General features: G+C 44.3%; 18 protein-coding genes. 9 read left to right on the top strand and 9 right to left on the bottom strand.

What is annotated here, in order from left to right:
• Positions 1–8: 8 nt before the first annotated feature.
• Positions 9–953 (top strand): AEC family transporter, encoded by a 945-nt coding sequence (locus ABJF92_RS12395; RefSeq protein ID WP_446816097.1) that lies wholly within the window; start codon positions 9–11, stop codon positions 951–953.
• A gap of 70 nt (positions 954–1,023) precedes the next feature.
• Here ABJF92_RS12395 and galU read toward each other — a convergent pair whose 3' ends face one another.
• On the bottom strand, positions 1,024–1,854 hold the full coding sequence (gene galU, locus ABJF92_RS12390) for a UTP--glucose-1-phosphate uridylyltransferase GalU (RefSeq protein ID WP_446816096.1): 831 nt from the start codon (positions 1,852–1,854) through the stop codon (positions 1,024–1,026).
• Between the two features lie 97 nt (positions 1,855–1,951).
• Positions 1,952–2,833 carry an ArgP/LysG family DNA-binding transcriptional regulator gene (locus ABJF92_RS12385; RefSeq protein ID WP_446816095.1) on the bottom strand — a complete coding sequence of 294 codons (882 nt, stop codon included), beginning with the start codon at positions 2,831–2,833 and terminating at the stop codon, positions 1,952–1,954.
• Positions 2,834–2,923: 90 nt separating this feature from the next.
• Between ABJF92_RS12385 and ABJF92_RS12380 the strand changes: the two genes are divergently transcribed.
• The gene (locus tag ABJF92_RS12380; RefSeq protein WP_446816094.1) at positions 2,924–3,529 is read left to right on the top strand and encodes a LysE/ArgO family amino acid transporter; all 606 of its coding nucleotides are present in this window, start codon (positions 2,924–2,926) and stop codon (positions 3,527–3,529) included.
• A gap of 27 nt (positions 3,530–3,556) precedes the next feature.
• Here ABJF92_RS12380 and ABJF92_RS12375 read toward each other — a convergent pair whose 3' ends face one another.
• From ABJF92_RS12375 to betI, 5 genes are all read right to left on the bottom strand, one after another.
• The gene (locus tag ABJF92_RS12375) at positions 3,557–4,840 is read right to left on the bottom strand and encodes an MFS transporter (protein WP_446816093.1); all 1,284 of its coding nucleotides are present in this window, start codon (positions 4,838–4,840) and stop codon (positions 3,557–3,559) included.
• Between the two features lie 218 nt (positions 4,841–5,058).
• Positions 5,059–6,249, bottom strand: coding sequence for a choline ABC transporter ATP-binding protein (gene choV, locus ABJF92_RS12370; protein WP_446816092.1), 1,191 nt, complete (start codon positions 6,247–6,249; stop codon positions 5,059–5,061).
• A 3-nt stretch (positions 6,250–6,252) separates the two neighbouring features.
• On the bottom strand, positions 6,253–7,098 hold the full coding sequence (choW, locus tag ABJF92_RS12365) for a choline ABC transporter permease subunit (RefSeq protein WP_446816091.1): 846 nt from the start codon (positions 7,096–7,098) through the stop codon (positions 6,253–6,255).
• 82 nt (positions 7,099–7,180) lie between these two features.
• Positions 7,181–8,116, bottom strand: coding sequence for a choline ABC transporter substrate-binding protein (locus ABJF92_RS12360; RefSeq protein ID WP_446816090.1), 936 nt, complete (start codon positions 8,114–8,116; stop codon positions 7,181–7,183).
• 107 nt (positions 8,117–8,223) lie between these two features.
• A complete protein-coding gene (gene betI, locus ABJF92_RS12355) occupies positions 8,224–8,826 on the bottom strand; it encodes a transcriptional regulator BetI (RefSeq protein WP_446816089.1) in 603 nt (200 codons plus the stop codon).
• 283 nt (positions 8,827–9,109) lie between these two features.
• Here betI and ABJF92_RS12350 point away from each other — a divergent pair, with 283 nt between their 5' ends.
• The 4 genes from ABJF92_RS12350 to ABJF92_RS12335 all read left to right on the top strand — a co-directional run bounded on the left by ABJF92_RS12350 (position 9,110) and on the right by ABJF92_RS12335 (position 13,118).
• The gene (locus ABJF92_RS12350; protein WP_446816088.1) at positions 9,110–10,261 is read left to right on the top strand and encodes a MalY/PatB family protein; all 1,152 of its coding nucleotides are present in this window, start codon (positions 9,110–9,112) and stop codon (positions 10,259–10,261) included.
• A 212-nt stretch (positions 10,262–10,473) separates the two neighbouring features.
• Positions 10,474–11,253, top strand: coding sequence for a sterol desaturase family protein (locus ABJF92_RS12345; protein WP_446816087.1), 780 nt, complete (start codon positions 10,474–10,476; stop codon positions 11,251–11,253).
• A gap of 78 nt (positions 11,254–11,331) precedes the next feature.
• On the top strand, positions 11,332–11,997 hold the full coding sequence (locus ABJF92_RS12340; RefSeq protein WP_446816086.1) for a YceH family protein: 666 nt from the start codon (positions 11,332–11,334) through the stop codon (positions 11,995–11,997).
• Between the two features lie 77 nt (positions 11,998–12,074).
• On the top strand, positions 12,075–13,118 hold the full coding sequence (locus ABJF92_RS12335; protein WP_446816085.1) for a Gfo/Idh/MocA family protein: 1,044 nt from the start codon (positions 12,075–12,077) through the stop codon (positions 13,116–13,118).
• A 98-nt stretch (positions 13,119–13,216) separates the two neighbouring features.
• Here ABJF92_RS12335 and ABJF92_RS12330 read toward each other — a convergent pair whose 3' ends face one another.
• Entirely contained in the window at positions 13,217–14,011 is a 795-nt protein-coding gene (locus tag ABJF92_RS12330; RefSeq protein ID WP_446816084.1) for an inositol monophosphatase family protein, read from the bottom strand.
• A 291-nt stretch (positions 14,012–14,302) separates the two neighbouring features.
• Here ABJF92_RS12330 and ABJF92_RS12325 point away from each other — a divergent pair, with 291 nt between their 5' ends.
• Positions 14,303–15,022, top strand: a complete 720-nt coding sequence (locus tag ABJF92_RS12325; protein WP_446816083.1) for an RNA methyltransferase — start codon at positions 14,303–14,305, stop codon at positions 15,020–15,022.
• Between the two features lie 70 nt (positions 15,023–15,092).
• Here ABJF92_RS12325 and gndA read toward each other — a convergent pair whose 3' ends face one another.
• Entirely contained in the window at positions 15,093–16,616 is a 1,524-nt protein-coding gene (gndA, locus tag ABJF92_RS12320) for an NADP-dependent phosphogluconate dehydrogenase (protein WP_446816082.1), read from the bottom strand.
• 510 nt (positions 16,617–17,126) lie between these two features.
• Here gndA and ABJF92_RS12315 point away from each other — a divergent pair.
• Together ABJF92_RS12315 and ABJF92_RS12310 are read left to right on the top strand one after the other, a co-directional pair.
• Entirely contained in the window at positions 17,127–18,683 is a 1,557-nt protein-coding gene (locus tag ABJF92_RS12315; RefSeq protein WP_446816081.1) for a phosphoenolpyruvate carboxykinase, read from the top strand.
• 107 nt (positions 18,684–18,790) lie between these two features.
• On the top strand, positions 18,791–19,570 hold the full coding sequence (locus ABJF92_RS12310) for a TatD family hydrolase (protein ID WP_446816080.1): 780 nt from the start codon (positions 18,791–18,793) through the stop codon (positions 19,568–19,570).

The raw sequence follows: 19,570 nt of genomic DNA, 5'->3' as shown, positions 1-19,570 counted from the left end.
GATGACCCGTGTTCGCACTTTCTCTGACAATTCTACCGGTTTTTTTATTACTATTAGCGGGGGCAGTCTGCCAGCGTTTACGTTTTCCATCTCCTGCTTTCTGGCCAAGTGTCGATAAATTAAGTTATTGGTTGTTATTTCCCGCATTACTCTTCCATAAAACCTCACAAATTGATTTTAGTAACCCTCTACTTTCCAACTATGCATTAGTACTGATATTAGCCTTGTTGGTGACGGCTGGAGTGGTGTTTATTATGGCTTGGTTCGCTAAGGAACCTCCACCAACGGCATCGTCTATGCTACAAGCTGGGGTGCGTTTTAATACCTTCATCGTCCTAGCGTTGGCGGGGAGTGTATATGGTGAAGAAGGGTTAGTACTTGCGGCGCTCGGGGCTTCCGTTTTGATTCCTGCTGTTAATGTATTTTTAGTCGTTAGTATGGTGCTGATGCATGGGCCACGATCTTCAACGGGTAAAACATATGGATTAGGGCGGTTGGTGAGCGGTGCGTTAATCCGTAATCCGTTAGTGATTGCTATTGTATTAGGAAGCGGTACGAATCTATTAGGGCTCACTCCGATACTACTTATCTCGGATATGATCGCTATGCTCTCGCAAGCCGCTTTACCTATGGTGTTGTTGGCGGTGGGTGCGAGTGTCCAACTCGATGCTGTTCGCCGAGTTGGTTTGTCTTTTTGCTTGTCAGCGAGTGCACGCTTTGTGGTCTTTCCTATCACAATTGGTTTGCTGTGTTGGTTGTTGGGTATTCAAGGATTACCTGCTTTAGTGGCTGTGCTGTTTGGCCTTGCTCCAACTGCCACATCTGCTTATGCTCTGGCACGACAGCTTGGAGGTGATGCTGAAAAAATGGCCGCCTATATTACATTACAGACTATATTATCGATTCTGACCGTGCCGTTGAGTGTCTGGTTGAGTCAATACGTATTTGGTTGATGAATTTATAGCAAAAAAAACCACCGGGCCTATTAGGCCAGGTGGTTTGTGTGTACTTGAGTAATTAAACTTAATCGTTTTTGTAGATATTTTCGTAGCAGTAATTAGTTGCTTGAACAAAGCCATCAACACTGCCACAGTCAAAGCGCTTACCTTTAAATTTGTAAGCCAGCACGCAACCTTCTTTGGCTTGTTGCAAGATCGCATCGGTAATCTGTACTTCACCATTACGGCCAGGTTCTGTGTTTCGGATTTTGTCGAAAATATCTGGTGTCAGGATGTAGCGACCAATAATTGCAAGGTTAGATGGGGCTTCTTCTTTACTTGGCTTTTCCACCATGTCCGTGACACGATAAAGACCATCCATCATGGATTCACCTTTAATCACACCATATTTGTGCACTTCGTCTTCTGGAACTTCCTCGATGGCCACAATGGTGCAACGGAACTGATTGTAGAGTTTTACCATTTGTGCCATGACACCGTCATCTGTTTCACCGAAGCAAAGGTCATCGGCGAGTACCACACCAAAGGCTTCATCGCCGATTAATGGCTCGCCTGTCAAAATCGCGTGACCTAAGCCCAGCATGTTGTTTTGACGGGTGTAGGAAAAGTTAATGTTGTTCATCAAGTGGCGAATGCCGTCTAAATATTTTTCTTTGGATGTACCAGAAATTTGATGCTCTAGCTCGTAACTAATATCGAAATGGTCAGCAATAGCGCGTTTACCGCGTCCAGTAACGAAGGTGATATTATTAAGGCCTGCGGCTTCCGCTTCTTCTACACCGTACTGTACCAATGGCTTGTTGACGATTGGGAGCATTTCTTTAGGCATGGATTTCGTGGCTGGTAAGAAACGAGTACCGTAGCCTGCGACAGGGAATAAACATTTACGAATCATATAACATCCTTAATTTGAGCGAAAAATGGCATTCAACAATGAAAAAATCGCCATCGTGTTGTCGTGTCATTTAGAGTCAACGCACGGTAATTGGGCATTAGTATAAAACATTTGTTGTGACGTTTAGTATCACTTTACTTAATCTATGCAATACTGCCGAATTTAATTCATACCAGTGCCAATACACAGGAACAGAGATTGTTTGCTGTGGAAAAAGTGACACTAGCTCACCGCGTTTCAACTCTTTTTGCACTTGAACCCTAGGGACTAAAGCACAGACTGTGCCACCCAAAACCAGTTCAACAAAGCCATGGGAAGATGGATACCAATGGCTGTTATCGTTATTTACCGTGACATGCAGGCACTCGTTCTGATATCGACTCCACAATTCATCGTTCTGGTCATATATTAGCGAAGGCACCTTAAGTATGTTTTGGGGGCAAATATCATTTTTTAAATACTGATGAATAAATGCTGGTGTTGCCACCAATTCATACACCATATTTCCCACAAAAGTGGATGTCCCCCCCGATACCGGCGTACCAATATCGCTTAAGCAAGCAATGACTTCTCCTGTTTTTAGTAATTCACGTGTTAGTCCTTGATCGATGGCTTGAATATGTAATTTGACGCTGTCTTGCTGTGCAAATTCAGTGACGACCTGAGGAAACCACGTTGCCAGCACATCATTGCTAACCGCCAGATTAATAGGTTGGCTTTGACTGGCTTGTTGCCAAGTGTCGGTAAGGTCGTCTTCTAACAAAGCCACCTTATTGATATGGGCGAGTAAACGCTCTCCTAATGGCGTCGCCACTACGGGTCTAGCTCGAATCAATACCGGGCTGGCGAACTTTAGTTCGAGCTTTTTTATGGATTGAGACACGGCGGATTGAGTGAGGTGCAAATGTTGAGCAGCTTTCTCGAAACTTTGAAATTGTATAACCGCTTTTAAGCAATTGAGAGCTTTGTAATCCATCATTAGATTAATTAATCCATATTAATTTTGATTAATTATAATTTATCGATCCGCTGTTTTATTATCAAGTTCTAATTTTAGAGTGAGGTGAGTATGTTGGCATTTATGAGTGGTGCGATAACCGGGGGTGGCTTAATTGTTGCCGTGGGCGCTCAAAACAGCTTTTTATTAGAACAGTCCTTAAAGCGGCACTATGCTTTTCCTTTGGCTATGCTGTTTGTGCTCAGCGATGCTTTGTCCATCATGATGGGAGCATTTGGTGTTGGCTTACTGATTGAATCTAACGCATGGCTTCTCGATGTGTCTCGCTGGGGAGGCGTATTGTTTCTGGCTTGGTTTGCCTATATCAAGTGGCGTGCTTCGTTTATGGATGAACAGTTAATATTGCAACAGTCGGCAAAGCGTCTTCCATTAGGTCCTTTGTTGTTAATGAGCCTTGCGGTTACTTGGCTTAACCCGCACTTTTATCTGGATACTATGATACTCATGGGGAGCTTGGCGAACCAATGGCAAGACACCAAGTGGGAGTTTGTTTTTGGCGGTATCAGTGCCTCATTGATTTGGTTTCTAGGGTTGGCCATGGTGGGGAAAATGTGCGCAAGATGGCTTGAAAAGGCGGTATTTTGGCGTTGGTTTAATCGACTTAATGCCATACTGATCTGGGGAATTTCTCTCAAAATTGCGACTCAGCCCCTATAACCTAGGGAACTGAGTCATGACATAGATTTAGAGTTTAATTTCTACTTCGTGAATTTCTTCTTCCACTGGCGTGGAAGAATCGGCTTCAACCAACATCTCTGCGGTGGCCACAGGACTGACGGCCAAGGCGACTTGGATTTGATCACCTTGATCTTCAATGATCATTGGCGGTTGAACGTTAATTCGATAAGCCGCCATCAAGGCAACAATTAAGTTCATGCTGGCGATGAATAGAAACAACGCTTGAATGCTAAATATATCCATTAACGATGCTGCCACCAAAGGCCCCATCATACCGCCTAAGCCATTCAATAAAATCATGCCACTACTGGCCGAGAGAATTTGTTCAGGGCGCAACTGGTCGTTCATGTGAGAAGAGGCTAAGGAATACATAGGGAAGGTGAAGGCCCCAACCGTAAACATACCTATCATCATTATGAGACGATTATCCATTCCTGCTCCTAAAGGAACAATGAGTGCTGTGACTGCGCCGACAATACCTACCCAAAGTATGGTGACTCGCCTGTCTTGGCGATCCGATAATAGACCAATTGGCCACTGTAAAATCATACCGCCGATATAGCTGGCACCAATAAATAATGAGATCTCCCCAATACCCATACCAATACTTTTTGCGTAAAGGGCACCAAGACCAAGCAATGCCCCAGAGGTAATGCCTGCAATAGAGACCCCTGTTGCGCCAAGAGGAGCAGTTTTGATCAGCCCCATAATGTTTAACTTTTCAGGAATACTGATGGTTGGCGAGGGGGTGCGAACTAACAACAGAGGCACCAAGGCCAAGGAGATAAGCACGGAGGTTAAAATGAATAGCCCAAAACCACCCGGGGAGGCGGTATTCAGCAGGAATTGCCCTAGTGTTTGGCTAGCCCAAATTTCAATTATATAAATAGAAAACAATCGGCCGCGTGTTTTATTCGTAGCAATGTCATTGAGCCAGCTTTCGGTGACAATGAATAAACCCGCGTAACATAGACCTGTCCCCATACGCATAAGCATCCAGAACCAAGGGTCGACAATTACGGATTGCATTAAAATTGTGATGGATGCTAAAGAAGCGACAGCAGCAAATACTCGAATATGACCTACGTTCTTCACCCAACCTGGCACCAATAAAGAACCCGCAATAAAGCCCAAATAGTATGCGGACATGATCAAACCAGTCGCCGTGGTATTGAAGGATTCGATAGAAGCACGAATACCAATCAAAGAGCTTTGTAGCGCACTGGCCATGGTTAAAATTGCAATACCAAAGAGTAGGCTCCAGATCGGCACTAGGGTTTGCTTAAGCATGCTGTTTCCTTGGGGGTAGTGGCTTTTTTCTGATTGAAATTCGAAGCGCGTAATTTTTGCAGACTATACCTTTCAAAGCCTTAAATGCAATGTTTTTGCCGGTAGTTTATGAATGAGTGGTTCATCATAAGGCGGCTTTATAAGCGTACAACTAGCTTAGTAAAAAGTTAGTCTAGTTACAAAATCCAGACGCTTTGTAACTAGACTGTCAAGGAGGATTATAAAGTACTCGGGTCAATGCTAAAGTGCTTTCCTAAGAGGGCATGGTAAAAGCGACTATCGGTCAGGATACCGGTGCATAAGCCATCTTTTTCAAGTACTAAGAATTGATTGCACTGGTAGCGAATTTCAACCGCATCACGCATGGCAATGGTTTCAGGGGCACTTACCACAGCGTTGCTAGGTAGGTCACTAATGTTATCACTTTCTTTGAAAGGCGCTGTATCTATCTTACCGTTATGATTGTGGGCGGCGACAAATTTACCCTCGACGATTTCTAACCAGACGTTATCATCTACCCAAGTTTTACCGTCTTCTTGCTTGAGCTCACCTATTGGGGTCATTAATGAGTTGCCGCAAAGAACATTGAGAGGGTTGGTGTGGGCAACGAATTTCTCAACGTAAGGTGTGGCTGGGTTAAGGACGATTTGTTCCGGTGCGTCTTCTTGAATAATTTGCGCAGATTCCATAATGGCAATTTTGGAACCAATTTTTAACGCTTCATCCAGATCGTGACTAACAAAGACGATAGTTTTATTGAGACGTTGTTGCAGTTCAATGAGTTCATCTTGCAGTTGGGAGCGAATTAATGGGTCTAACGCCGAGAAAGGCTCATCCATTAACAAGACATCTGTATCCATTGCGAAAGCTCGGGCTAACCCCACTCTTTGTCGCATGCCGCCAGACAGCTCATCAGGCTTTTTGTCTGCCCATTGATCTAGGCCCACCATCGCCAACTGTTCACGGGCTTTAATAAGTCGCTCTGTTTTGCCCATGCCTTGCATTTCCAAGCCAAAGGCCACGTTTTCCAGCACGGTAAGCCAAGGCATAAGGGCAAAGCTTTGGAAAACCATGGAAACACGATGAGTACGCATATGGCGCAGCTTGGTTTCGTCACAATCGGCCATGTTAACCATGGTATCGCCATCACGAACGAGGCAACGACCACGAGCTATCTTGTTCAATCCGTTGATTGCTCTGAGAAGCGTGGATTTACCTGAACCAGATAATCCCATGAGTACACAAATCTCACCTTCATTAATTTCTAAACAAGCATTCTGAACCCCGACGACATCACCTGTAAGGCCAAGAATTTCAGCACGGCTGTGTCCTTTATCCATTAAAGGTAAAGTTTTTGCCTGTTGCTCGCCAAACACAATATCAACATTTTCAATACTTACGACAGGCATGGCTTAACTCTCTTTTCTGGCGGTTGGGGATTTACAAATACGATCAAGCATAATCGCCACAAGAACAATAGCGATACCAGCCTCAAAGCCCTGGGAAATATTCACCGTATTCAAAGCTCGTACAACGGGTTTACCTAAGCCATCGGCACCAACTAATGCGGCGATAACCACCATAGACAGAGACAGCATAATACATTGGGTGATGCCGGCCATGATGTTGGGCATGGCGGAAGGTAGCTCTACTTTATAGAGCAGTTTGGATTTAGTGCAACCGAAGGCTAAGCCTGCTTCTCGTAATTCATTAGGCACTTCACTGATGCCTAAATAGGTCAGTCGTATTGGCGCGGCAATGGCAAAGATGATGGTGGAAATCAATCCCGGCACATAACCTAAACCAAATAAAATAAGGGTGGGAATGAGGTATACAAACGTTGGGATGGTCTGCATTAAATCCAGTATCGGGCGCAAAATTGTGTATAGCCAAGGACGATGTGCGGCCGCTATTCCTATTGGCACACCAATTAAAACGCTGATGGTCGTGGCCGTGATGACTAAGACGAGCGTCTGCAATGTTTCGACCCAATAGCCCATGTTAATAATCAGTAACAGTGCGGCGGCAATGAAAATGATTAAGCCGATGCTGCGGTGTAAAAACCAAACAAGTCCTAAAATAACGCCGATGACGGCCAGCGGGTGCATCCATTCTATGGCATCTACCATGGAGACGATCATTGTCTCTAGGGTGATTGAGATAAGATCGAAAAAAGCGGCGGCGGCATCAACCAGCCAATCGACAAAATTTTCCATCCAAGCGCCAAGCGGGATTTTATTATCCGTTAGCCAGTTCATAATTGTGTCTCCAAGGTGTAAAAGTCTTTCTCAGCCTATAAGGTTTAGGCTGAGAAAGTTGTGCTGAGTCATGGCAGGAGGCTTATAGGCCCAAGTGAGACTGGACAGCTTGCAGGCCGTTGCCACCAGATTGAGTAGTAACGCCTTCTAACCAAGGCTCGATCGCGCTAGGGTTGGCTTTTAGCCAAGCTTTGGCTGCTGCCGCTGGTTGTTGGCCGTCATCAAGAATGGCGCCCATAATTTCGTTTTCCATCGCAAGGGAAAACTGTAGGTTGCTGACCAATTTGCCTACATTGCCACACTCTTGTAAATATCCTTTGCGGATATTGGTGTGAACATTGGCACCACCAAAGTTTGGCCCGAAAAAGTCATCGCCACCATCTAGGTATTCCATGTCAAAGTTGGCGTTCATTGGGTGAGGCGCCCAGCCTAAAAATGCAATCCACTTATCGCGACGTAAATTACGGCTTACTTGCGAAAGCATGCCCGCTTCACTGGATTCAACCAATTGGAAATCGGCCAATTCAAACGCATTGCTATCAATCATGTCTTGAATGATGCGGTTACCGTCGTTACCAGGCTCAATACCATAGATTCGTCCAGAGAATTCTTTACGGTGTTTAGCCAGGTCCGCAAAACTTTTCACACCAGCATCATAGGCCGCTTTGCTAACCGCTAAGGTGTATTTTGCGCCCATTAAATTAGGACCAAGATCTTCCACCGTACCGGCTTGTAGGTAAGGTTCAATGTCCGCTTGCATGGTCGGCATCCAGTTTCCTAGGAAAACATCGATATCGCCATTGGCAAGAGAAGTGTAAGTAACAGGTACCGAAAGGAGTTGGGTTTTGGTTTCATAGCCAAGGCCTTCTACGATTTCACTGGCGACAGCTGTCGTCGCGGTAATGTCTGTCCAGCCCACGTCTGAAAATCGCACGGTTGAACATTCCGCCGCGAGAGTTAAGCCTGATAGGCTGGCCATAGACAGGGCGAGGGCAGTTTTTTTGGTCTTGCTAAACATAATTTCTCCTTTCAATTTTATGAATACTGTTGAGATGAACGTTTGCTGTGACGCATTTTTGAGCGTGAAAATACACTCAAGATTATTTATGAGCTTTTAACCCAACACTATTGCAGGCGCAATGCGTGGTTGTATCTCATAACGAGATCTAAGTAATACTGTATTTGCTGCATGGTTACAGCTTTATTAATACCGCCATCCAATGATCCTCTTAACCACATACCATCAATCAAGGCACAAACTGTGGATGCCACGTTACGAGCCTGATCAACTTCCAGCTCTTTTTTCAATTCAACCACCAAGGTGGTTTGGAGGCGTTTGGAATATACTCTTTGTAGTCGGAATAAAGATTTTGTATGCATGGATGAGGCCCAAAAACCAATCCAAGCTTTGACCACTTGAGGATGCGTCTGTGATTGACTAAAACTGGCTTTGACGATGGCCATGACTCGGGCATGGGCGGTGGTATTTTCAGGCTTGTTCAATTCGTGTTTAAGGACTTGGAAAAATTCTGCGATTAGGCTTTTCATGGTTTCGTCGAATAAACCACTTTTACCACCAAAATAGTGATTAATAATGGCAGGAGATACATTGGCTTTTTTACCGATGATACTCACGGTAGCACCAGAAAAACCGTATTCATTTATGGCCGAAATTGCTGCTTCAATGAGTTGAGGTTTACGAATTTTTTGCATTCCAACTTTCGGCATAGTTGCCCCTTTTTTATTAAACGCCTGTTCAATAAAACCTATGGTAGGCTGTTTTACTGAATTAGGTCAACTTATATCGGTTAAAAAGATTAGTGTTCTAATAAAATTAACTGTCTGATTTTTATATGAAAGCGCTAAAAAAACGCTCTTTATGAGTCTTTTTTTGATATGCTTTTGTCGGTTTCAGATAACAAAAACGCGTATTTTACCTAGCAGTTTTTATTAAAATAAGGCAATTTTTTAGGAAAATGAAAACGCGCTTAAATTAGAGGAAATGCTAGAGATGACAGCTGAGTCAATTTTTGATCAAGAAATAGATCGTACCCAAATGGATAGTGATAAGTGGTCTAAATATCCACCTGAGATATTACCTATGTGGGTAGCAGACATGGATTTCGATGCACCAGAGGTGGTAAAAAAGGCATTAGCCCAGCGTGTCAATGACGGTGTGTTTGGTTATACCCACGCACCAAAGCAATTAACGAAGAGTATCATTTCGCATTTACAAACGCGTTATCAGTGGTCTATTTCAGCCGCTCATATTCTACATTTACCTGGGCTGGTGTGTGCCTTGCACCTTAGTGTGCGTGCTTATACTCAAAAAGGAGAGGGTATTATTGTTCCTGGCCCTGTGTATTACCACCTAACCAAAGCTCCGGAGCTTGCGGATCGAGATTTGACTCGTATTGATATGCACCTAGAAAATGATCGCTGGGTGATCGATATGCAGCAATTTGAACAAGCTTGTCTGCAAAGCCATAACAAGATGATTCTGCTGTGTAACCCTCATAATCCTGGTGGCACGGTTTATACCAGAGAAGAGCTAGCTAAGATTCATACATTGGCGGAAAAATACGATTTACTGGTAGTGAGTGATGAGATTCACTGTGACTTAATTCTCGATCAAGTGACTCATGTGCCTTTCGCCAGCCTAAATGAAGATGCCGCCAATCGCTGTATCACTCTCATGGCGCCAAGTAAAACCTTTAACCTAGCTGGCCTTGGTTATGCGTTTGCCGTGATTGCAAACAGTCAGCTGCGTACTGTATTTAATCAAGCCAAAGCTGGGGTAGTACCTTCTCCCAATATGTTAGGGTTCACCGCCGCAGCGACGGCTTATGCAGAAGGTCAGTCTTGGCATGAGGAATTATTAGCGTATCTGCGTAACAACAGTCTTTATTTGCAGCAAGCTCTAGAAGGCACGCCGCTGCGCCTAAATGCCACCCAAGCCACTTACTTGGCGTGGATCGATGCATCCAAGCTCAAACTAGAAAGCCCTTACGAATTTTTCCTCAAGGCTGGAGTTGGCGTTTCGGATGGTAAAGACTTTGGTAACTCGCAATTTGTACGTTTGAATTTTGGTTGCCCAATCTCTCGTCTAGAAGAAGCGGTTAAGCGCATTAAACAAGCACTAAAAGAAGCGGGCTTTAGCTAAGCGTGAAGTGTCTGGATGATCTATAGGCTCTTTTAAACAAAGAGCCTATAGATTCTATTTAAAGTGTTTTAAGCCTATTGCCATCATTTTGTTGTTATCATCCTTCCTTATGGACGGAACTAATTCCTGACAATAGCGTCTATTTTATCAAGGTGCACAGTCGCATTTTGCTAGGGGCTCTGATGCCTTTTTATGACAGGGTGGTTCTCTAGATGATTGATTTTTCCCTACGTATGGGAGTGTTCTTTTCAGTTTTAATCCTTTTGCTTATTTGGCAAGCTTTGGCCTTACGAAGCCCTTTGCCGAAATGGCGCCAACGCTGGTGGCACAATGGTTTGTTACTGGTTTTGGGGGCGTTATGTGTTCGTCTCTTCCAACCAATCCTATTTGCTGTTATCGCTTCTCTCAGCCCACAAAGATTCTTTCTTGATTTCCTCGGTTGGCCTTTTTGGACGACCCTGATAATAGGTGTGTTGGTGCTGGATTGTCTGATTTATTGGCAGCACAGATTGTTTCATCAAGTACCGATATTGTGGCGCCTACATAGAGTGCATCATACGGACACAGAACTGGATACTAGCTCTGCAGTGCGTTTTCATCCTGTCGAAATCGGACTTTCTTTGATCATCAAAGCAAGCGTGATTTGGCTGTTGGGCATTCCTCTGGAAGTAGTACTTTTATTCGACATTTTGTTGAATGCTTCCGCTATGTTTAACCATACCAATGTGCGTCTGCCAAACGCTCTGGAGGGTAGAGTTAAAACGCTTCTTGTAACACCGGATATGCACCGCATTCATCACTCCCGTATAGCCCAAGAGGCGAACAGTAATTATGGTTTTTGTTTAAGCATTTGGGATCGCCTATTCGCCAGTTATACCCAGCAAGCGAAAGGGGGTGATGAGGCGATTAATATTGGTTTACCCGATACCAAAACGTATGAAGTTAGCTCATTTAAGGCGCTACTTTTAATGCCGCTTAAGAACTTTAAATAAGATTAATTGATTGTTTATAAAGAAAATTTTCTATATAACTTGCTTGTCTAATGGATCTATTAAAAATAAGGGGAATGCATGAGCTACCATGAACTTAACCCAATTGAGATGCGCGTCATCGGTTGTTTGCTGGAAAAGGAGGTCACTACACCCGATCAATACCCGTTAAGTCTAAATGCCCTCGTAAATGCCTGCAATCAAAAGTCGAACCGTGAACCTGTGATGATGTGTTCTGAGCTTGAAGTACAAGATGCTCTGGATGCCTTAGTGGCTCGTAGCCTAGTGACAGAAATCAGCAGCTTTAACAGTCGAGTTAATAAATACCAACATCGTTTTTGTAACACTGAGTTTTCCGATTTGCAGTTCTCATCTGGACAAACGGCCATTGTGTGCTTGCTGTTTTTAAGAGGGCCGCAAACGCCGGGAGAATTACGTTCTCGTAGTGGTCGTTTGCATGCTTTTGCGAGTCGAGAAGAGGTCGAAGAAGCGCTATCTGCGCTGCAGTCCATGACTGGTGGGCCATTCGTACAACAGTTGCCGAGAGAAGCGGGTAAGCGAGAGTCCCGTTATTTAGCTTGTTTTATGGATGCACAAGAGCAAGCGGACATGGTCGCGAATCTATCGACAGCCGTCAGCTCCTCATCTGCCCCGAGCAATATTGAAAGCCGTATGGCTGAATTGGAGCGACAAGTCGAAAAACTTACGCTACGTATTAGTGAATTAGAAGAAGAACGTGGACTATAATATCGCTAAGCATCAAATAGCGTACTTTCAAGCTGTTCTACATCGCTCATAGCGATGGATTTAATTAGGAGTAATCCATGTCAAAATATCGTTGGGGTATTATTGGTACAGGGGGCATTGCGCACGCTTTTGCCCGTGACTTTCGCTATGTTAAATCAGGAGTCCTAAGTGCTGTTGCCTCTCGCAAGAAAGAAACAGCAGACCAATTTGCCAACCAATTTGATATCGAATTAGCCTTTAATGACTACTTTTCACTGATCAATAGTCAACAAGTGGACGTCATTTACATTGCAACCCCCCATGTTTATCACTACGACCTAGTAAAAACCTGTATTTTGGCTGGGAAGGCCGTGTTGTGTGAAAAACCATTCACATTGAATGAGCGTCAATCGAAAGAGCTTTATGATCTGGCCGAACAGCAACAAGTGTTTGTTATGGAGGCTATGTGGACTCGCTTTAATCCTGTAATAGAGCAAGTCATTGAGTGGGTAGAAGAAGGTGAAATCGGTGATGTGCACAGCATCCAGGCCAACTTCAATTTTGTTGCGCCGACTGACCCCAACCATCGCTTGATGAATATTGAAATGGGCGGTGGCGCGTTATTGGATATTGGTATTTACCCTGTCTTTTTAGCGCAATTGTTCTTTGGTAAACCAGACTTTATTCAGAATCAGGCGGTTATTGGTGATACCGATGTAGATGTTTTCGAACAAATTTTACTTGGTTGGGAGAGTGGGAAGTTGGCGTCACTGGAGTCGTCATTAATTTCTCACAATCCTAATCGCGCGGTGCTGTCTGGGTCGAAGGGTTATATCGAAATAGGCTCTGAGTGGCACATGGCGAAATCTTGCCGCATCGTCAAAGGAGAGGATCACCAAGAGCGCGCGGTGGCGTTTGATTTTCCGGGATTAGGTTATCAATTTGAGGCCGAGGAAGTGAACCGTTGTCTGCAAGAAGGCTTGATTCAGAGCCCTAACTACAGCTGGCAGGATAGCCTAGAATTAATGGCGACTCTTGATGAGGTACGCCAAGATATCGGTCTTAACTACCCTGGTGAGAATGAGATAGACGCCGAGGAATTAGAGCATCACCACCACGAACATCACCATCATAAGCACTGATTCATTTTATATTGAGACATAAAAAAGCCCCCTTAACGGATCGACCAAATCTGGTGATCTATTAAGGGGGCTTTTTATGCTTTATTGGTTCTAATGCATTAAGCGAGTGCTAGGTGCTTTCTTAGCAAAGGAAGCAACGTCTTGAACAGGCGTGGGTTGGCACACAACACATCACCGCTTTCTACACTGGTAGCGCCGTCAAAAGCGCCAAACAAGCAGCCCGCTTCTTGAGCGATGAACAAAGGTGCTTGCATTTCCCATTCTTGTAACTTGATACCCCATGCGGCGTCCAAACGGCCAGCGGCCACATTGGCAAGCATTAGTGCTGGTGCGTCTTGCATAACAGCGCGAGCGCCATGCTCAGCAACACTTGCTAAAACAGCAAGTTGGCCTTCTAGGAAAGGACGAGTACGATCTGTGGCAGGGAATTGTGCTGCTAGGGTCGTGTTTTCTATACCACGAGCATTGCCTGTGCGGATACGGGAATTGTTTAGGTAAGCGCCGCGACCTTTACTTGCGTAAAACTCGTCTTTGCTATGAGGGTTCAGCACGATAGCGTGTTCCACTTTGCCAGCAACCTTGTAGCTCATAGTAATAACATGACCTGTTAGACCACGTGAAAATAAATGCTGACCTTGGATTGCATCAATGATCCATTCGCCTTCTTCACCCTGTTGAACAGAACCTTGTAAACGAGTGGTAATAGTATCCGCAGGGTAGGCTTTTTCTAGGTGATAAACAATGCTGCGTTCAGCTCCAGAGCAAACCGCTTGATAAACTTGCTCGGCGGATTGTCCTTGTTCTTTATCGAAAAGTAATTTTTCTTGAGAGTGAACAATGTATTCTGCTGCAGCACGGGCAGCTTTAAGTGCGATACTGATTCTAGGTTGCATAATTTACCATTAATAATCTGTGGTTAAGGTGCATTTACTGTGAGTAAAACAGTAGGTTGCCATCAAAGTGTTAAAGAGCGACGACAATACCGAGCGTTTTCCACCAAAAGCATATTGTTTTGGCTTTTCTAGTCGATATTGCTGTGTATAAATCTGAGGGCGGATTCTAGCTTAATAGGGTGGTTTTGGCTAGTGAAGTTTTGGTTAAAAAATGATCGTAACAAGGATTTAGCTATAAAATCTGTTACCATGCCAACCAACAAAAGATAGTCAGAGTGGATGTTTTAACACATGCAAAATAAAGTAAGAATTGTACTGGTGAATACCTCTCATCCAGGCAATATTGGTGGCGCTGCTAGAGCCATGAAGAACATGGGGTTGGCGGATCTATATTTGGTTGCCCCAAAAGTTTACCCAAGCGAGGAAGCCGTTAGCCGAGCTTCTGGCGCGACCGATATTTTAGATCAAGCTGTCGTGGTGGAGACGCTTGAAGAAGCTATTGCCGATTGTCAGCTAGTGATTGGCACCAGCGCCCGAGAGCGTCATATTCCTTGGCCATTAGTTGACCCAAGACAAGCGGCAGACATGGTTTATGATGAAGGTTTGGAGGCTGCTTTTGTGTTTGGTCGAGAAGACCGTGGCCTAACAAACGAAGAGTTACAACGCTGTCACTATCACGTACACATTCCATCTATTGAAACCTTCAGCTCACTTAATCTAGCGGCAGCAGTGCAGGTGATCGCTTATGAATTACGCATGAAATCACTGCTGATGAAAGATGCCCCTGTGGTAACCCCAAAATGGGATGTACCCGCAGCAACTTCCGAGCAAATGGATCATTTTTTAGCCCATTTGGAAGAGGTGCTCACCAAGACAGAGTTTCTAGACCCGAAAGTGCCTAGAAAGGTGATGACTCGCTTTCGTCGCTTATACCAACGTGCCCAGTTGGACCAGCAAGAAATGGGCATGCTAAGAGGCATGTTGACCTCGGTTGAGAAGCAAATAAAGTAAACTGAATAACTAAACTTCCATAAAAAAGCCGCTGAAAAAATCAGCGGCTTTTTTGCAAGAGTAGTTTGTCTTAAGCTTTGCGCTCAGGACGACCTTCTTCTTGCCAGTAAGTGTGGAATTTCTGACCCGCTTCAGCATCTACACGCTCATATGTGTGAGCGCCAAAGTAGTCACGCTGAGCTTGCAGTAGATTGGCTGGCAATACTTCAGAGCGGTAACCGTCGAAGTAAGCAAGCGCTGAGAAAATAGACGGTGCAGGAATACCAGACTGAGCAGCTAAGACAACGGTTTGGCGAAGTCCAGCTTGTTTGTCTGCCATCGCGTCTGCAAAATAATCACTCAACAATAGGCTTTCAAGTTCTGGGTTAGCAGTGAAAGCATCGGCGATTTTTTGTAGGAATGACGCGCGGATAATACAGCCGCCACGCCAAATTTTAGCGATGTCACTAAAGTTCAACGTCCAGTTGTATTCTTTTTGCGCCGCACGCATCAATTGGAAGCCTTGAGCATAAGCACAGATTTTTGCACAGTAAAGTGCTTCTTCAATGGCTTTTTCCACATTTTGAGCATCTACTTCGCCACTTTGTACATCGGCAACCAGTTTGCTCGCTGCGTGTTCACGTTCTGCCGTTAAGGTGCTCAATGCACGGGCATAGACAGATTCACTGATGATGCCAGCTGGCACACCCATTTGAGTGGCACTGATAGAAGTCCAACGGCCAGTACCTTTTTGCCCAGCACTGTCGAGAATCATGTCAACGAGCGGTGCACCCGTTTTTTCATCGTACTGCTGTAAAATGTCAGCGGTAATTTCAACTAGATAGCTGTTTAGAATGCCTTGGTTCCACTTTTCAAACAGCTTACCAATTTCTTCTGGCTCGTAGCCTAATAAAGAGCGGAGTAAATGGTAGGCTTCACAAATTAGCTGCATATCAGCATATTCAATGCCATTGTGTACCATTTTGACATAATGTCCTGCGCCATTTGGCCCAAGGTAGGCCGTACATGGCTCGCCTTGTGTAACCGGTTTGCCTGGTGTGTTGCTGACAATTGGTTTGCCGTTTTCGTCTACTTTTGCCGCAACCGCTTCCCACATTGGCTGTAGATATTTCCAAGAGTCTGCGTCGCCACCAGGCATTAAAGATGGTCCAAAGCGCGCGCCAACTTCGCCACCCGATACAGCGGTGCCGAAGAATTTGAACTTCGCTTTGTACTCAGCTTCACGACGAATGGTGTCTGTCCATTGGCTGTTACCACAATCTACGACAATATCGTCGCTTTCTAGACCCGCTTGGATCAGATTGTTGCAAACCGCATCCACTGGCGCACCAGCAGGAACAAGTACGACGATAACGCGAGGTTTTACCAAGTTAGCTAACATGTCTTCCATGCTTGAGCAGCCAATGATGCGGGCTTCAGAGACGTCAGCAGGGCGTTCTTTTGCTTCCGTATCTAATACATCTTTTACTTTTGCTGCATCAAGATCAAAACCTGCAACTCGGTAACCATGGTCCGCAAGATTTAAGGCCAAATTTTTGCCCATCACGCCGAGGCCGACAAACCCTATATTGCAGTTATGATTTGTTTTTAACATAAGTATCGAGCAACCTTTTGAAATAGTTGAAATTCGTTCTCGAATCTTATCATGAAGGTTGGAGTTTCTGGATAAATTAGCGCAATAAAAATGCAAAAAACCGCAAAAAAATCTCTTTTTTTAAGCAAAAACCGCATACTTTATGAGGGGATGTATGGCTAACTGGCTGTTTTTGAGTACTTTGCGTAGTTGTTAGTCGTTCTCATTAAATGCTCTATTTTGTTCTTATCCTACCAAAAAGTAATTTTATTACGGACATTCATTTTTAAAATGATACGTTTTTTCCTTAGAACTCTCTAGATTGTGAAAAACCTTCTGATTTAACTGTTTTTGTCATACAAATCAAAGCGTTAAAGTTGTTATTATTGTTACAAAATAGTAATAAAATAACATATTGTTATAAGGATATGTTTTTTTAGATTGTTTTGTTACTATCGATTTTACCGGCAGAATCATCCAAAAGTGGACTGGATGATCAGATATTACTTATGAGTTCAGAGGGCAGATACAATGAGTTTGGCATCAGGCGACGCGACAATTTTTTCAAATCTAACCACACCTCAATTAGTGGAAAAAGCGCTGCAAAATGGCGAGGGAGTGTTAGCGGATAATGGCGCTTTAGTCGTAGAGACTGGCGAGCGAACAGGTCGTTCACCAATGGATCGTTTTATCGTTGAAGAAGCGACGAGTAAAGACAGTATCCATTGGGGTGCGGTGAACCGTCCATTCCCGGAAGATAAGTTCGGGCCTTTATGGGACCGAGTGGTGGCGTACTTAGACACTAAAGAGTCGTTCCAATCACAAGTTCATGTTGGCGCCGGTGAAGAATATTATCTGCCTGTTAAAATGCGAACAGAAACTGCTTGGCAACAACTGTTTGGCCGCAACTTATTCATTCGTCCAGACGTTTACAACCCAAATGCTAAATCAGAGTGGCAAATTGTCAATGCCGCTGGTTTCCAATGTGATCCAGAGCGTGATGGTACGAACTCAGAAGGCTGTGTCATTCTTAACTTTGCTGAGCGTAAAGTGCTGATTGCCGGTATGCGTTACGCAGGCGAAATGAAGAAAGCCATGTTTTCTGTACAAAACTATCTACTACCTCAATACGATGTTTTGCCCATGCATTGTGCTGCAAACGTTGGTGTTAATAATGACGTTACTTTGTTCTTTGGTCTTTCCGGTACCGGTAAAACCACCTTGTCTGCTGATCCTGAGCGCTTTTTGATTGGTGACGATGAACACGGTTGGGGTAAAGGAACCGTCTTTAATATCGAAGGTGGTTGTTACGCCAAGACTATCGATTTGTCTCAGAAGAACGAGCCTATTATTTGGGATGCCATCAAGTTTGGCACCATAGTCGAAAACGTTGTGTTAGATAGCGAGACACGTGTTGCCGATTACAGTGATACTTCTCTTACCCAAAATGGTCGAGCAGGTTACCCAAGAGAACATATTGAAAAGCGTGCGGCGCAAAACCGCGCGGGTGAGCCCAATGCCATTATCTTTTTGACTTGTGATTTAACAGGGGTGTTACCACCTGTCTCTATCTTGAGTAAAGAAGCTGCGGCTTACCACTTTTTAAGTGGCTACACAGCATTAGTAGGTTCAACTGAGATGGGAGCGGGCAGTGGTATTAAGTCGACTTTCTCTACGTGTTTTGGTGCGCCTTTCTTCCCCCGCGCTGCAGATGTATATGCTGATCTCTTGATTAAGCGAATTGAAGAGTTTGGTAGCCGTGTTTACCTTGTTAACACAGGTTGGACGGGTGGGGCTCATGGGCAAGGCGGTAAACGCTTCAGTATTCCAACAACACGAGCGGTTATTGCTGCTATTCAATCCGGTGCACTTATAGATGTTGCCACAGAACATTTAGATGATGTGAATTTGGATGTACCAACCCATGTGCCAGGAGTGGAGAGCATTTTATTGAATCCTCGTAACACTTGGGCCGATCAAGCTGCTTACAAAGCACAAGCTAGTAACCTTATTTCACAATTTGTAGAGAACTTTAAAAAGTTTGATACAGTTGCTGACACAATTGTAAAGGCTGGCCCTAGCCTTTAATAAAACATTACTTTTGAGTTGTAAAAGCCGTGTAAAATTGCACGGCTTTTTTGTGTCTTGGAGTTTACAAGCTGGTCGTGATCCTAGGCTTGGGGTAATCTATAGGCATGTATATAGACAGCCATTGCCATCTTGATTTTTCAGTATTTGACCCACAACGACAAATGCTGATGCAGCATTGCCAAGATCAACACATAACGGGATTTTTGGTGCCTGCAACCACTTATGCGAGTTGGAAGCCCTTGGCTCTGTTAGCGCAAAAATTCCCGCAATGGCGCACAGCTTATGGGTTACATCCGTATTTCCTAGCAACGGCGAATAAGTCAGAAGTGGCGTTGTTGGGGGACTGGTGTGAGAACCATGACAGTTTAGCGGTTGGCGAAATAGGCTTAGATAATTGGCCTGGATCGGTGGATATGGCTGTTCAAATTGATTTTTTTAACGCGCAATTAAATGTCGCTAAGGCCATTAAACGGCCAGTAATTTTGCATGCGCGTAAAAGTTATGATTTAGTGCTAAAAAGCCTTCGAGAAACGACTTTTGAGCATGGAGGCATAGTTCATGCCTTTAATGGCAGTCTTGTTCAAGCAAAGCGATTTATTGATTACGGGTTTGTATTGGGAGTGGGTGGAACGATTACCTATCCACGAGCTCAAAAAGCATTGCGGGTATTGGCATGCTTAAAGGACAGTGACTTTGTGCTCGAAACGGATTCACCCGATATGCCTTTGCATGGCTTTCAGGGGCAGAATAATACGCCTTTGGCTGTCCCATTAATCGCTGAACAGGTCGCTCAAGTTCGCGGGCAGACAAAAGAGTTGGTGGCACACTATACCTATAATAATCTATTGAGGGTCTTTCCTCAGTGGCATAAGGATTCACTTTGA

Source organism: Marinomonas sp., from assembly GCF_039940335.1.
In the GTDB taxonomy this organism is placed as follows: domain Bacteria; phylum Pseudomonadota; class Gammaproteobacteria; order Pseudomonadales; family Marinomonadaceae; genus Marinomonas.
The sequence above is the reverse complement of the archived record's forward strand: the minus strand, read 5'-3'. Positions and strand labels throughout refer to the sequence as shown.

What these genes read in the sequence shown, in the direction of transcription:
- ABJF92_RS12340 (WP_446816086.1), top strand. Translation starts at nt 11,332, where the DNA reads ATGAGCTACCATGAACTTAACCCAATTGAGATGCGCGTCATCGGTTGT.
- ABJF92_RS12315 (WP_446816081.1), top strand. Translation starts at nt 17,127, where the DNA reads ATGAGTTTGGCATCAGGCGACGCGACAATTTTTTCAAATCTAACCACA.
- galU (WP_446816096.1), bottom strand. Translation starts at nt 1,854, where the DNA reads ATGATTCGTAAATGTTTATTCCCTGTCGCAGGCTACGGTACTCGTTTC.
- ABJF92_RS12375 (WP_446816093.1), bottom strand. Translation starts at nt 4,840, where the DNA reads ATGCTTAAGCAAACCCTAGTGCCGATCTGGAGCCTACTCTTTGGTATT.
- ABJF92_RS12385 (WP_446816095.1), bottom strand. Translation starts at nt 2,833, where the DNA reads ATGATGGATTACAAAGCTCTCAATTGCTTAAAAGCGGTTATACAATTT.
- ABJF92_RS12350 (WP_446816088.1), top strand. Translation starts at nt 9,110, where the DNA reads ATGACAGCTGAGTCAATTTTTGATCAAGAAATAGATCGTACCCAAATG.
- choV (WP_446816092.1), bottom strand. Translation starts at nt 6,249, where the DNA reads ATGCCTGTCGTAAGTATTGAAAATGTTGATATTGTGTTTGGCGAGCAA.
- ABJF92_RS12345 (WP_446816087.1), top strand. Translation starts at nt 10,474, where the DNA reads ATGATTGATTTTTCCCTACGTATGGGAGTGTTCTTTTCAGTTTTAATC.
- ABJF92_RS12380 (WP_446816094.1), top strand. Translation starts at nt 2,924, where the DNA reads ATGTTGGCATTTATGAGTGGTGCGATAACCGGGGGTGGCTTAATTGTT.
- betI (WP_446816089.1), bottom strand. Translation starts at nt 8,826, where the DNA reads ATGCCGAAAGTTGGAATGCAAAAAATTCGTAAACCTCAACTCATTGAA.
- ABJF92_RS12325 (WP_446816083.1), top strand. Translation starts at nt 14,303, where the DNA reads ATGCAAAATAAAGTAAGAATTGTACTGGTGAATACCTCTCATCCAGGC.
- ABJF92_RS12310 (WP_446816080.1), top strand. Translation starts at nt 18,791, where the DNA reads ATGTATATAGACAGCCATTGCCATCTTGATTTTTCAGTATTTGACCCA.
- ABJF92_RS12360 (WP_446816090.1), bottom strand. Translation starts at nt 8,116, where the DNA reads ATGTTTAGCAAGACCAAAAAAACTGCCCTCGCCCTGTCTATGGCCAGC.
- ABJF92_RS12330 (WP_446816084.1), bottom strand. Translation starts at nt 14,011, where the DNA reads ATGCAACCTAGAATCAGTATCGCACTTAAAGCTGCCCGTGCTGCAGCA.
- ABJF92_RS12335 (WP_446816085.1), top strand. Translation starts at nt 12,075, where the DNA reads ATGTCAAAATATCGTTGGGGTATTATTGGTACAGGGGGCATTGCGCAC.
- gndA (WP_446816082.1), bottom strand. Translation starts at nt 16,616, where the DNA reads ATGTTAAAAACAAATCATAACTGCAATATAGGGTTTGTCGGCCTCGGC.
- choW (WP_446816091.1), bottom strand. Translation starts at nt 7,098, where the DNA reads ATGAACTGGCTAACGGATAATAAAATCCCGCTTGGCGCTTGGATGGAA.